This window comes from Pelomonas sp. Root1237, assembly GCF_001425055.1.
Classification (GTDB): domain Bacteria; phylum Pseudomonadota; class Gammaproteobacteria; order Burkholderiales; family Burkholderiaceae_C; genus Pelomonas.
This window is the reverse complement of the sequence record NZ_LMDK01000012.1, coordinates 517,994-532,170: the sequence shown is the minus strand read 5'-3', so window position 1 is coordinate 532,170 and position 14,177 is coordinate 517,994. Positions and strand designations below refer to the sequence as shown.

6 protein-coding genes and 1 pseudogene are annotated in these 14,177 nt (G+C 62.3%); 4 read left to right on the top strand and 3 right to left on the bottom strand.

Annotation, left to right across the window (positions count from 1 at the left end; translation table 11 throughout):
* Nucleotides 1-197: 197 nt before the first annotated feature.
* A complete protein-coding gene (locus tag ASC91_RS10325; RefSeq protein ID WP_056196047.1) occupies nucleotides 198-1,442 on the bottom strand; it encodes a M28 family metallopeptidase in 1,245 nt (414 codons plus the stop codon).
* A gap of 33 nt (nucleotides 1,443-1,475) precedes the next feature.
* Nucleotides 1,476-2,387 (bottom strand): DUF6929 family protein, encoded by a 912-nt coding sequence (locus ASC91_RS10320; RefSeq protein ID WP_056196044.1) that lies wholly within the window; start codon nucleotides 2,385-2,387, stop codon nucleotides 1,476-1,478.
* A 305-nt stretch (nucleotides 2,388-2,692) separates the two neighbouring features.
* On the opposite strand from ASC91_RS10320, the gene ASC91_RS10315 reads away from it, so the two are divergent.
* The 3 genes from ASC91_RS10315 to ASC91_RS30225 are packed head-to-tail and all read left to right on the top strand — an operon-like array spanning nucleotide 2,693 to nucleotide 9,316.
* The gene (locus tag ASC91_RS10315; protein ID WP_082532583.1) at nucleotides 2,693-4,696 is read left to right on the top strand and encodes a response regulator; all 2,004 of its coding nucleotides are present in this window, start codon (nucleotides 2,693-2,695) and stop codon (nucleotides 4,694-4,696) included.
* The gene (locus tag ASC91_RS10310) at nucleotides 4,693-5,706 is read left to right on the top strand and encodes a diguanylate cyclase domain-containing protein (RefSeq protein ID WP_082532582.1); all 1,014 of its coding nucleotides are present in this window, start codon (nucleotides 4,693-4,695) and stop codon (nucleotides 5,704-5,706) included. The genes ASC91_RS10315 and ASC91_RS10310 overlap by 4 nt, the downstream gene beginning before the upstream one ends.
* A gap of 31 nt (nucleotides 5,707-5,737) precedes the next feature.
* Complete coding sequence (locus ASC91_RS30225; protein WP_082532581.1) at nucleotides 5,738-9,316, top strand: PAS domain S-box protein; 3,579 nt, start codon at nucleotides 5,738-5,740, stop codon at nucleotides 9,314-9,316.
* Here the strand turns inward: ASC91_RS30225 and ASC91_RS10300 are convergent.
* Nucleotides 9,276-9,545: pseudogene (locus ASC91_RS10300) on the bottom strand (cation transporting ATPase C-terminal domain-containing protein); the annotation flags it as partial. The gene ASC91_RS30225 and the pseudogene ASC91_RS10300 overlap by 41 nt on opposite strands.
* Nucleotides 9,546-11,053: 1,508 nt before the next feature.
* On the opposite strand from ASC91_RS10300, the gene ASC91_RS28820 reads away from it, so the two are divergent.
* Entirely contained in the window at nucleotides 11,054-13,828 is a 2,775-nt protein-coding gene (locus ASC91_RS28820; protein ID WP_082532580.1) for a metallophosphoesterase, read from the top strand.
* Nucleotides 13,829-14,177: the final 349 nt, after the last annotated feature.

Genomic DNA, 14,177 nt, shown 5'->3' with positions numbered 1-14,177 from the left:
AGAACGGTCGTCCGAAACCATTCGGACAACCTCGCTCCTCCCTACGTGCGCTTGGGGCGCCGGTGCTGACTACACCTGGCCCTGCGACATCTATGCCAGCACGTGAATACGTTTCCGCAACCGCGCAATGACCGCAACTGTATCCATATGCAACAAAACTACATCCCCGCGAATGCGGGCGGCAGGACATCACAGGGTCAGGGCTTGACCTTCACTCCTGTAAGTTGCGCGACAGCTGCGAGTGTTGTCTGCGCCGCGTTGAGGCCGAGCAGGAAATCCTTGTCCGAGTAGTTCACGAACAGGTCGGTCGGCTGATGCCAATGCGGGTTCCAGCCTGCGCCGATCTGCTGGCCGCGCTCGTTCTCGCGCAGCGAGATGGCCGGCACCTCGTCCATGAAGGGTGTGGAGTCGGTGTTGGTCATGTGAAAGCCCACGGCCGCCGGGTAGTTCGTCGCGTACTTGTCGTTCGCAGCGCGGAAGTGCCAGGCCAGCTTGGCCGCGCCGTCCGCATGCTTGGACGTGGACTGATACTCGATGTTCACGTCGGCCTCGGCACGCTGCTCCTTCGGCGGCGCGTAGACCGGCTGGCCTTTGGCATCCAGCACCGGCTTGCCCGCCGCGTCCAGCTTGGGCACGGGCATGCCGTGGTCGAACATCATCATGTCGTGCTGGATCATGCCCAGCCACTTCGGCTCCGGGTAAAGCCCTGAGCCCTTGGGCGACTCGATGCCCTGCAAGCCCTTGCGCTGCTCGACATAGGCATAGGCGCCGTTCAGGCCCGTCTCCTCGTTGTTCCACAGCACAAAGCGGATGGAGCGCTCCGTCGTCACGCCGGGCAGGCTGAAGATGCGCGCCAGCTCCATGACCAGCGCCGTGCCTGAGCCGTTGTCGTTGGCCGCTTCGCCCCAGCCGATGCCGTCCATGTGCGCGCCAACGATGTACATCTCGTCCGGCCGCGTGGTGCCGATCTTGGTGCAGTAGACGTTTTCGCGCAGCGAAGTGCCCTCGGGCGTCGGCTCGGCATCGAGCTTGCGCAGGCGCTCGTCGGGTTGGGCCAGCGGGTCGGTGTTCACGCCGATGGGCGCGCGCTTGCCGAACAGCGTGCTGCCGCCCTGCCCCGCCGGGCCACCGGCCAGCGGGCCGCGCGGCGCGGCCGGTGTGCGCTTGGCAGGTTCGGTGAACTGGTATTGCAGGCGCTCGGTGTTGGTGCAGCCGTAACTCTTGAGCTGCGCCTCGATCCAGTCCAGCGCCGCCCGGTTGCGCGCGGTGCCCTGGCGACGGTCACCGAACTGGGTCAGACCCTTGATGGTGGCCTTGTACTTCTCGAGCTCCAGGTGCTTGACCAGGGTGGCGACGGGATCGGCCGCATCGGCGGCTTGCGCCTGGGCCAGGCCGGTGGCAGCGATCAGTGCGGCGGCGACGGTGGCGGTCTTGAAGGACATGGCTGGCGAAGTTGAGTCGGGCAGGCACGCATCCTAGGCCGGCAGCCCCAGGCTCGCCGACAGCAGCAAGGCGGGCGTGGCGCGGTCATCCGGGTCGGTCACAAGCAACAGTTGCAGCGCGCCGTTCTCGACGGTCACGGCGATGCCCTCGGCCTTGCAGCGCAAGGACAGCGGCCACATGCCGACCAAGCGCCCATCCGCCGCCACGACCCCGACGGCCGACCCTCGGCACGGGCCGTCCAGATAGCTGTCATCCGTGGCCTCCGCCGCCGCGCAGAACACCCAGCCCCCACCTGGCAGCGCCGCGCCATCGGTGAAGCACAGCGGCACGCCGTCGATGTCACCCAGTTCGTACGGCGTGCTCGACACCCGCTCGGGCGCCTGCCCCGCGCCGTCCAGCCAAGCCTGGATCACCAGCCAGTCGTAGCTGATCAGCACATTGACCGGGCTGGCCTGGTTGCCCCGCTGCAGCAGGCAGAAGCGGCCTGCAGCGACAAAGGCGCCCTCGATGTTCAGCTGCTCGTGCCGGGCGTGCAGCGGCTCGTACAAGGGCGAGAGGTCGATCTCGCGGACAGCGCCATGGAGCTCACCCGCCGCGTTGCACGCCAGCAGCGCCGCGCGTTGGCGTTGGGGCCGGGACCCGGAACCCAAGGCCAGCAGCGCACCTTGCGGGCAGCCCGCCCAGGGCGGCAAGCGGGCCAGCGCCTCCAGGTCGGGCTTGGCGGCCTTGCGGGCCTTGGGCTTGTCAGGCAGTTCGCCGTCGAAGAGCCTGTGCAGCCGGCCGGGGCGGTCGCCAGACAAGCCAAAGACGGCCAGCGTGTGCTCGTCATCGGCAACGACAAACAGCCGCTGCCCCACCTGAACCAACCCGCTGGCTGCGCTGAGGTGGCCCAGAGCGGCGTCCGTCTCGACGGACAGTGTTCGGATGACTCGGACCTCCAGCATGGCAAAACTCCGGCAAGCGTGCCGGCGATGCTAGTCGTGCCCGGAGAGCAGCATCGACGCCAGGCTGAGGTGGGGACGCCAGCTGGGGCGCGTTTGGAAGGGTGTGCATCAGCTCGATGACGTCCACCGCCTACCTCCACACGCGTCCCGACACCAGTCCTGTGTTCCAGATGAAGGGCTCGATGTGCACATTTCGTCACGAAATCTCTAGCACCAGCCGATGAATGGTCGGCAGTACGGGTGATCGGATCGATCGCTAAACCCCATACTGAGCGGCGAACCGCACACGAACCTGAAAGGCTCTGATGGCACCGCGTGAGGTTCGATTGCTTTTGGTCGACGACGACCCGTCCGCGATCCAGGTCATGGCGCGGATGTTGTCGGAGTACCCCGATCAGCGCTTCGCCACATCAGGCCAAGCCGCACTGCGGCTGGCACGTGAGCTGACCCCTGATCTCATCGTGCTGGATGTCGACATGCCTGGCATGACCGGGCTCGACGTGTGTGAGGCGCTGAAGGCCGACCCGGTCTTGGCTGATGTCCCTGTCATCTTCGCGACCAGCCACGACCCCACGACCCTGCTGCAAGTCACGGCCTTCCGCAAGGGCGGGTCCGATTTCGTCACCAAGCCGCTGATCGCGGTCCAGTTGACAGCCCGCGTGCGTGCGCACCTGCGCACCAAACTGCTGATCGAGGATCTGCAACGCGACAGCCTCGCATCGGGTGCCGCGCCGCCGCCGCCAGGCACGCAGACTCCGCGACTGCTGGTCGTTGACGATGACGTTGCATCGATCTACGTGCTGCGCAAGACGCTGGCCGCAATGGGCGATTTTTACTTTGCCAAGAACGGCGAGGAAGCCTTGGACCTCGCGCGTCGCCTGCTGCCGGACCTGATCCTGCTCGACGCGCACATGCCGGGTATCGACGGATTCGACGTGTGCAGGACGCTCAAGGCGGAAGCCGCCTTCAGGCACGTGCCGATCGCTTTCATCACCCGGTTCTCCGATCCGCGCAGCGAGATGCGTGCGCTCGATCTCGGTGCGGCAGATTTCATCGCCAAGCCCTACACCCGGGCTGTTCTGCAGGCACGTGTGCGCAACCTGCTCGACCTGAAGCGACGCACCGATGCCGAGCTGGAGTCGGTGCGCGAACACCTGCAGCGCGTGGGTGATGCGCGCGTCGCAGACATCGTCGGCGCCGCATCGGACGCCATCGTCACCTGCAATGCCGACGACAAGGTGGTGTTGATCAACGCTGCGGCTTGCCGCATGTTCGCCGTCGAGCACCAGCAGGCCATCGGGTCGCCGATGCAAGCGCTGTTGGGCGAGGCTGCGTTGATTGACAACCAAGCTCAGAACGCCCCGGTCCGCACCACGGTCACGCGTGCGAGCGGTGAATGCTTCCCGACCGAGATGTCGGTGTCGCGGGTTGGCGAAGGTCCGGACCGCCTGACCACCGTGATGCTGCGCGACATCAGCGACCGTGATCGGCTCGAGGCCGAATCACGCTCGCGCATCGAAGCCGAAACGGCCAGCCGCACCAAGACGCTGATGCTGTCCTACATCGCCCACGAGATGGGCAACCCCTTGAATGGCATGCTCGGTTTCGCCCAGCTGATGGCGGCCGATGAGAAGCACCCGATGTCTGCGGTCCAGGCCCAGCGCCTGACGCAGATCCTGGCCAGCGGCAAGCACTTGGAAGTCCTGATGCGCGACGTGATGGACCTCGGCCGCTTGGAGACCGGCAAGCTGACGGTCGAGTTGCGCCCAGTGAACGCCGCCCGGTGCGCGCAAGACGCCGCAGAGGCGGTCTCGGCGCTGGCGCAGCGGGCCGGCGTGACGCTGACATGCCCGCTCCCGTCGGCACCCGCCCGCTGCGCCGCCGACGTCGGACGGCTGCACCAGTGCCTGTTGAACCTGCTGACGAACGCCATCAAATACAACCGGCCCGGCGGTTGGGCAAGGATAGCGGTGACCGGCGATTCGCAAGCGGTCGCGATTGCCGTGAGCGACAACGGCTTCGGCATGGACGCGTTGCAGCGCCAGCACCTGTTCGAACCCTTCAACCGCCTCGGCAGACAGCTGGGCTCGACGCCCGGCGCAGGCCTTGGGCTGATGATCACGCGTCAGTTCGTGGAGGCGATGAACGGTCAGTTGCGCGTCGAGAGCGAGCCGGGTCAGGGAAGCTGCTTCACCATCTCGCTGCCCGGTGCGCCCGACCCCGGTGAAGACACCATCAACCACGCATCATCAAACGCCGCTCTTCGAGCGGGTGACGCCGTTTCGCACGACGTCAACGACGGTCCATGAGCGACAACATCCTGCTGGTCGACGACGACCCATCCGCAATTCGTCTGCTGAGTCATATGCTGGCGGACGTGGGCAACTTGCGCTTCGCGACCAGCGGGGAGGATGCGCTGCGACTTGCGAGAGAGTCGGCGCCCGATCTGGTACTGCTCGATGCAGAAATGCCCGGCATGAGCGGGTTCCAGATTCTCGAAGCGCTCAAGGCAGACCCGGGACTCGAGGACGTGCCGGTGATTTTCGTGACCAGCCACAGCGAGCCCGAATTCGAACTGTCCGGGTTCGAACTTGGCGCGGCCGACTTCATCGCCAAGCCCGTGAGCGCACCGTTGGTCGTGGCGCGGGTCAAGACCCAGCTGCGTGTCAAGCGCATCGCCGACGAGCTGCGCCGGATCGCGACGATCGACGTGCTGACCGGTGTCACCAATCGGCGTGGTTTCGACGACGCGCTGGCGCATGAATGGCGCCGCGCCCGGCGGGCCGGTGACCCGCTGGCCGTGCTGATGATCGATGTCGACCACTTCAAGTCATTCAATGATCACTATGGTCATCCGGCGGGCGATGTGTGCCTGCGGGCCGTCGCGCAGGCCCTGGCGAGCACCAGCCTGCGCCCGGCGGATCTGGTTGCGCGCTACGGCGGGGAGGAATTCGTCGTGCTGCTGCCGCAGACGCCGCGCCTGGGCGCCGAGCACGTGGCACACAGCATCCTGGCTGCCGTTCAAGCGCTGACCATCCGTCACGACGCCTCGTCGGCCGCATGCCACGTCACCGTCAGCGTGGGCGTCGCCTGCTACGACGACGCGAGCGAGTGCTGGGCAGAGCCCTCGGCCGACTCTCGCGCCGCTGGTCTTGGCAGGGGCCACTCCCCGCTTGATCTGGTGCGTGCTGCCGACAAGGCCATGTACTGCGCCAAGCGCGCCGGCCGGGCCCGGGCCATGTTGCTGGACATCTGCGATGTGGATGCGCCGCAGGGGGTGCGCGACGCGCGCCGGCCTCCGCGCCTTGTCCCCGTCTGACTGATCGATCACGCGCTCAACGAAGTTACCCATGCCCAGAATCGCCGGCGATACCCCCACCCTTCCCAATCCCGTCGACGGCACTGTGGAGTACCTCAACGAGGTCCGGCGCCAGGAGGCATTGCTCAAGACGGGCGCACTGCAGAGTGCAATCTTCAACAGCGCCAACTTCTCAAGCATCGCGACCGACGCGAAGGGCGTGATCCAGATCTTCAACGTCGGCGCCGAGCGCATGCTGGGCTATTCGGCCAACGACGTGATGAACAAGATCACGCCGGCCGACATCTCCGACCCGCAGGAATTGGTCGCGCGCGCCGAAGCGCTCAGCGTCGAACTCGACACCTCGATCGCGCCGGGCTTCGAAGCCCTCGTGTTCAAGGCCTCGCGCGGCATCGAGGACATGTACGAGCTGACCTACATCCGCAAGGACGGCAGCCGCTTCCCGGCGGTCGTGTCAGTCACGGCGTTGCGCGATGTCGAAGATCGAATCATCGGCTACCTGCTGATCGGCACCGACAACACGGCCCGCAAGCAGGCGGAAGAGGCGCTGCTCAAGGCCGGTGCCCTGCAATCCGCGATCTTCAACAGCGCCAATTTTTCCAGCATCGCCACCGACGCGAAAGGTGTGATCCAGATCTTCAACGTCGGCGCCGAACGCATGTTGGGTTACGCGGCCGCCGACGTGATGAACAAGATCACGCCGGCCGACATCTCCGACCCACAGGAGGTGATCGCGCGCGCCTTGGCGCTCAGCGTCGAACTCGAGACCACCATTGCGCCGGGTTTCGAAGCGTTGGTATTCAAGGCCTCGCGCGGCATCGAGGACATCTACGAGCTGACCTACATCCGCAAGGACGGCAGCCGCTTGCCGGCCGTCGTGTCGGTCACTGCGCTGCGCGACGCCCAGAACGCCATCATTGGTTACCTGCTGATCGGCACCGACAACACCGCGCGCAAACGCGCCGAGGAAGCGCTGCTGAAGGCCGGTGCCTTGCAGAACGCGATCTTCAACAGTGCCAACTTCTCGAGCATCGCCACCGACGCGAAGGGAGTGATCCAGATCTTCAACGTCGGCGCCGAGCGCATGCTGGGCTACACGGCCGCTGACGTGGTGAACAAGATCACGCCGGCAGACATCTCCGACCCGCCGGAATTGATTGAGCGGGCCAAGGCGCTGAGCGTCGAACTCGAAACCCCGATCGCCCCCGGCTTCGAGGCGCTGGTGTTCAAGGCCTCGCGCGGCATCGAGGACATCTACGAGCTGACCTATATCCGCAAGGACGGCAGCCGCTTCGGAGCGGTGGTGTCGGTGACGGCGCTGCGCGACGCGCAAGACGCCATCATTGGCTACCTCTTGATCGGCACCGACAACACCGCCCGCCAGCAGGTCGAAGAGGAGCGCCAGAAGCTCGACCAGCGCTTACGCGACCAGCACTTCTACACGCGCTCGCTGATCGAATCCAACATCGACGCGCTGATGACGACAGACCCGCGCGGCATCATCACCGACGTCAACAAGCAGACGGAGGCCCTGACCGGCTGCACGCGCGACGAGCTGATCGGCGCGCCGTTCAAGAACTACTTCACCGCGCCACACCGGGCGGAAGCAGGCATCAAGCGCGTGCTGGCCGAGGGCAAGGTCACCAACTACGAACTCACCGTGCGCGCCAGGGACGGCAAGCTCACCGTGGTGTCGTACAACGCCACCACCTTTCATGACCGCGACCGGCAGCTGCAAGGCGTCTTCGCGGCGGCGCGCGACATCACGGAGCGCAAGCAGTACGAGGAATCGCTGCGTCACGCAACGCAAAAGGCCGAACAGGCCAATCGTGCCAAGAGCGAGTTTCTCGCCAACATGAGCCATGAGATCCGCACCCCAATGAACGCGGTCATCGGCCTGACCTATTTGCTCGGGGAGACCTCGCTGGACGAGGAGCAGCTGGCCTTTCTGGCGAAGGTCAAGCTCGCGAGCAAGTCGCTGCTCGTGGTGCTGAACAACGTGCTCGATCTGTCGAAGATCGAAGCCGGCGAGTTGATCGTCGAGAGCACCGCGTTCGGCCTGCGCAGCCTGCTGAAAGAGCTGAGCGAGGTGATGGCGGTGCAAGCCGAGGCCAAGGGCGTCGCGTTCGAGATCGTCGTCGAGGACGAGCTGCCGGTGGTGCTGGAGGGCGATGCGACGCGCCTGAGCCAGATCCTGACCAACCTGCTGTCCAACGCGATCAAGTTCACCGAGCAAGGCAGTGTCGAGCTGCACGTGCGGATGCTTGCCGCCACGGCCCAGCATGCGACGCTGTCGTTTGCCGTGCAAGACACCGGCATCGGCATTGCGCCCGAAGTTCAGAAGCAGTTGTTCGCGCCGTTTGCCCAGGCGGATGCGTCGATCACACGGCGCTTCGGTGGCACCGGGCTGGGGTTGTCGATCGTCAAGCGATTGGCAAACCTGATGGGCGGGCACGTGAGTCTGGAGAGCACGCCCGGCGTCGGCAGCGTGTTCAGCGTCGTGCTGGACTTTGCGCTCGCCTCGCCGGATGCGGTGGCGCGGTTGGAGGCACCTCCCGCAGCAGCCGGTGAACGCGCGCTGCTGGACATCCGTGTGCTGGTCGTTGACGACAGCGACATCAACCTGGATGTGACGAAGCGCATCCTCGAACTCGAGGGCGCGAAGGTCTTGCTCGCAAACAATGGACAGGAAGCCTTCGATCTTCTTGAAGCCCAGCCCCACGCCATCGACGTGGTGCTGATGGATGTGCAGATGCCGGTACTCGACGGCCACGACGCCACCCGGCGAATCCGCCTGGAACTGCATCTGGCGGACTTGCCGATCATCGCCCTGACTGCCGGTGCGCTGAGCAGCGAGCGACAACGCGCCACGGCGGCCGGAATGGACGACTATCTTGTCAAACCGTTCGACCCGCGGTCCCTGGTGGCCAGCATCCTGCGCCGCGTTGCGCCTGTGAACGGCCGACCCGTGCAACCGGTTGCTGGCTCACCCGACTCGTCGGCGCCGGAATCGCTGCCGCAGCCGTGGCCGGAGATCGAGGGGATCGACGGGTTGGACGTGCGCGAACGCCTGAGCAATGACTTCGGCTTGTTCAAATTGATGCTCAAGCGGCTGCTCGACGAGTTCCCGGAGGTCTCAATTCCGATCGCAGCGCAAGCCCCGATCGACCTCGCCATTCATGCCAGTCGCATGCACAAGCTGAGAGGCAGCGCGGGTACCCTCGGAGCCAGAGAGATCCATCAACTGGCGGGCGAGGCGGAGACGGCTTGTGCCGCAGGAAAGGTCGAGAGATTCGGCGATCTCGCGACGCGACTTGCCATCAAGCTGCACCGGCTGGGGGAATGTGTGGCGCCGTTGCTCGTGACAGCGCCGGCCCCGGCCGAGGATCCTTCTGCGGCCATCAGCGGCGACAGCCTCGAGCCGCAGGTCCTGGCCGATTTCGTCGGCCTGCTGCGCCAGCAGAGCATGTCAGCGATCGAGCGTTTCAATGGCCTCTCCCCACAGCTCCAACGGCTCTTGAGCAAGGGCGCGTTCGACCTGGTGCGTCAGCACATCGATAACCTGCAGTTCAGCGATGCCGCCGATGCGCTGGAGGCGGGCCCGTTGTAATCCGCATCACCGCCTTGCGCAGCTCGCCCACCCACAGCACGCTGCTGGCCATGGCCACGCAGACGGCCCACTGCTGCGGGCTCAGCGGCGCGGTGCCGAAGGCCAGGTTCAGCGGCGGGAAGTGAACCACCGCCACCTGCAGCAGCGCCGATACCAAGATCGCGCCCCACAGCCAGTGGTTGACGAAGAGATTGCGGAAGGCGCTGGCCGTCTCTGATCGGGCGTTGAAGCAGTTGAACCTAGATCCGGTAGTTGGGCGCGCCCGAGGGGCTGGCGAGGCGGGCCGTTGGCAAGGCGCGCCGACGAAGTGGGCTCCTGCCCACGAGGAGAAGCAACGCGGCCAGCGGCTCGAAGCGCCAGACCAGCGGGCGTGAAGCGCTGCTCACCGAAGTGGTGAGCGTCGCCGAACCCGCAAGGTGTTGATGCATCGAGACTTTCGATGAGTAGTGAGCGGTCAACTGCCGGATCTAGGTTGAATAGCTGCGCCAGCACCAGTCGGGCTTGGCGGCCTTGCGGGCCTTGGGCTTGTCAGGCAGTTCGCCGTCGAAGAGCCGATGCTGCCGGCCGGCGCGCGCCCGACAAGTCAAACAGGGCCAGCATGTGCTCGTCATCGGCAACGACAAACAGCCGCTGCCCCACCTGAACCAAGCCGCTGGCTGCACTGAGGTGGCCCAGAGCAGCATCTGTCTCGACGGATAGGGTTCGGACGACTGCGACCTCAAGCATGGCAAAGCTCCTCGCAAGTGAGCGGGCGATGCTAGCGGCGTTGGGAGTGCGGCGGCGGCGCCAGGCTGAGCCGGTGACGCAGGTGGGGCGTCCGGCTGGGACAGCTTTGCAGCGGGTGCCGTCCTTCACTTTGCTGTGCGCGCTGTCAGCAATGCGTCTATAGCTGTCGCCGATCGCGCGAGATCGCCCGACGCTGTAAGGCTGGCTGCCGTCATCCCTTTCTAAGCGGCCGATACCGCCGCTGCGCATCCATCGGCATCGCTACTACGGCGTGCCGGCACCAAACTCAATGCTCCGAGCGGCGGTGACGGCTATGGCTCAGGCGCAACTGCCGGCCGACGAAACGGTTGCTGCTGCGCCAGTCATAGACGGGGGGCGGGAGCCCAGCACAAGCCAGCCAAACAAAACAAGTTGCACCCGAGAGAGCCTCAGCGGCGCGCTACGTGTGGGCGGCGTTGATCGCGCGGATCTACGAGGTTTTCCCGCTGCTGGGTCCTCAGTGCGGAGGCCAAATGATTCTTATCGCAATTATCGCTGATGCTCCTGCGGTCCGCAAAATACTGGTGCACACCGGCCGAGTCTGAAGCCCCGCGCATCACACCGGCGCGCGTTCCGTCACAACGGGAGGACTGTAATGCCCCGCAATCCGACGCGGCTAGCAGGCGAGAACCACGCTGAGATTCCGGAGAGCACATCACCCCTGATGATCAGTTCGATCAGCGCATTTCCCTGGTAACTGTCGGTCGGTCAAGTGTTCGCCATGGGCGACGCCGAGAATGGGTGCGCTATGAATAGCCGACCACATCAAGACTCGATGTAAATTAGCGCGCGCAGGCGATTCCGGTGGCGCGCCAGAGTCTTAACCAGATGGAGGTGGCCTTGCCAAAGGGAAATTTGGACGGGCCAACCGTTCCAGGGGCGTCCTAGTTGCCGTGGAGCGGTTGAATTTTCCATCTGTGAAATGCCCTCAGAGTGCGCGCCATCAGATTTTCAACCAAAACAAAGTTAGCAATGGCACCCAATATACGTTGGCTTCATCTTTCTGACTTTCATGTTGGAAAGGATCTCTATGAGCAAAAGCGACTTTTCGCCGAAATTCTGTTAGAGATTGAACGTTGGAAGACTCAAAAAAACTTCGTTCCAAACTATGTATTTATCACCGGCGATATCGCAAACAGAGGCCTAAAGAGGGAGTACGAAGCATTTCGGAAGGAATTTCTTGTTCCACTCCAGGAAAAGTTCAATGCCGATACCGTGGTTATCCCAATCCCAGGCAACCATGATATAGAACGCCCAAGTCCAGACATGTTGGATCACTCAGCGGCCTTCAAATCACCCAGCAAGTTCTTTGATGCAAGCAAAGAAGGAAAAACAGCGCGCGACCAAGTTCTACCTAGGTTCAAACATTACAAGAAATTGATGGCCGCAAGCGGAATGTCACCCGACTGGTTGGCTTCGAACGACGGCGCCGCCGTCCACATCAGAACTTTGTCAGGCGTGCAGGTTGGTGTCGTAGGACTAAATACAGCGTGGCTTTGCAAGGGTGATCTTGATAAAGACTGGTTATCCCCAGGCTATCGCATTGTTGAAGCTGCACTCAAGAAGATAAAGGCATGTCCGATCAAAATCGTGTTGGGGCATCATCCCCTGACATGGTGGGCCGATACTGAGGAAAGGAACATACGGAGCCTGTTTTCTGAATTCAACGTCATCTATTTGCATGGGCATAAGCACAAAACAGAAGGGCGATTTGAAGAGGGTGGCGTAGACCAGTTCCTCGTATTGCAAGCCGGCTCAGCATTCCAGGCACGCGAAGATGACATATGGGCCAACGGTTTTTCATGGGGCGAGCTGGACCCGGTAGCCGCTGAAGTGAAAATCTCACCGTGGCGCTGGGTGAATCGCGAATGGCGGCCAGATGTAGATTCGATCACTTTAAAGCGCAGGATTGAGGCTACTGACTGGTGGCGCTTTCCTGTACCGGGCATGCAAGCTCAGCATCGCCCTGATCCACTAGCAGGCTGGCAGTCACTTGACTCCGCAACGCTCGAATCCTTCGCACGCGAAATCACGCCACCGGACGCACAGCGCTTCTTCGATGGCGCTGAGCCAGATTGGGCGCTAGCTATGTCGCCCAATTTTCCGGTGCGCGCGCAGGCCAAGGGATTACTTGACCGTGTTATGAATTTCAAGGGAGAAGACCGTCCGCAAGTTGTCTTGGTTCTCGGCCCAACGGCTGAGGGCAAGTCAATGGTGCTACGGCAAATCGTGGCGCACGCGGTGCGCGCCAATCCTGATCTGAGGGTGCTTTGGCATCAAGACGAAACTGTTGGCATCAATATTAAAAAATTTGAAGAACTCCTGACGACAGACCATCGCTGGTTGATAGCGACTGATTACGGTAACTTGCTGGGCAAGAATTTGGTCAACCTGATGCAGTCGCTAAAGCGCGCCGGTCAGAGCAACGTCCAATTCGTTATGGCGGCTCATGATTCGGATTGGAAGATTGCCAAAGGGGATACGGTACCTTGGAATTCCTTCGCCCGTTTTGAGGAGGCCCGCCTTTCGGGACTTTCTAAAGAAGATGCGATAGCACTTGCGACCACTTGGCTGCACTTTGGGTCTAATGCCTGTGAATCGGCATGGCAAAGCCTGACGCCCACCCACCTGGCGGAAAAACTACGTGAAGCCGCGAAGGACGACGGGACCAACGATGGCGCGCTCTTTGGGGCGCTACTAACATTGCGCCACGGCAGAGACTTGCATGGTCACGTGCGAGCGTTAATGCAAAAGTTTGACGGAATGAGCTTATCGACAGGCGGAACCGTTGGTGACGCGTTTCGCCTGATTGCATCCATGCATGCCGAAGGCTTGGAATTCCTTTCTAGCCAGGTACTTCAGGAAAGCATGAATTGTGACCAGACAGCATTAAAACGTGACGTATTACGCCCGATGACTGCCGAAGCAGCCGCAGGCGGCAATGCGTATCTGCGAACCCGGCATCGGCGTATAGCCTTGGCTACGCTTGAAGTATGCAGAGACGATGATGAGGACGTGGACCGCCTCTATTTGTCGTTGGTAAAGGGGGCCATCGAGCTGGTGCGGATCAAGGGGGGATGGTTAGACGCCGTGTGGAATTGGGAGTACTCGCTAACCAAGCACTTCTTTGAAACCAATCGGAAGGAGCTCGCCATCCGGATTTCTGAGGAGATGCTGAAAATCGTTCCAGATAACACCCATTACGTGGTAAATCTTGCGCGACTCAAACGCGAGTCCAATGATGTGCCGGGGGCGATCCGGTTACTCGAGGCAGCTACACCGTCTAGAGACCATCGCGCCTTCTGGCTGGAATGGGGGGTAGCTTGCGGAAGATCGGATGACTATGTATCCAATGCAGCGCTAAACGCATATTCTATTTCCGATGATTTAAGTACAAATCCGCCCACGCTTGAACATGGAACCCTAGCATTGGCCGGGCTCACCAGAGTTTTTGCAGAGCAATATAAGCAATTCCAACACTCAGCGCTGTATCGCGCCCGTGCCGCCTGCGCTTGGTTGGGGCTATGTACCGACCGAAACAACATAATTCTCTCCCGGGAGCTCCAGCAAACTTCAGCGGATATTGACAACCCGAAAGACGTAGCCGAAAGTATTTCCTGGCTGTGTGCTGGCTTGGCCTGTGTGCTTACGAATACGCCACTGAATGAATCTATCGCGGGACGAGTCGGCAATCCTGCGCAGTTCAAGTTTAATGGCTTACAACTACTCCTTGAAAGGCATCGGTAGTTTTCGGTTCGAGTCTTCTTTACGGTACGAGCGCAGCTTTTGCTGCTTTGCCTCGTCAAGAAGTTCCAGTTCCTAAATGACATTCCCTGCATACCTATTTCGAAGTGCATTGTTTCGTATCGATCCGTCGCCGGAAATCGAAGCCATAAGGTCGAATCCATAGATTCGGATCTTGCAATCAAACAAACCCCATTGAGATTCGACCCAAGGCAAGAGCATCCGCGCGGATCGGCAGGGCTCTAACGAGGGGGCAGTCGCGTTCAAGAGGCCGGGCGAACTCCCGGCATCGTGCGGGAAATACAAGACAAGCTTGACAGCCTGGGCGGCAGTCCAGGCAAGTGGAATACCA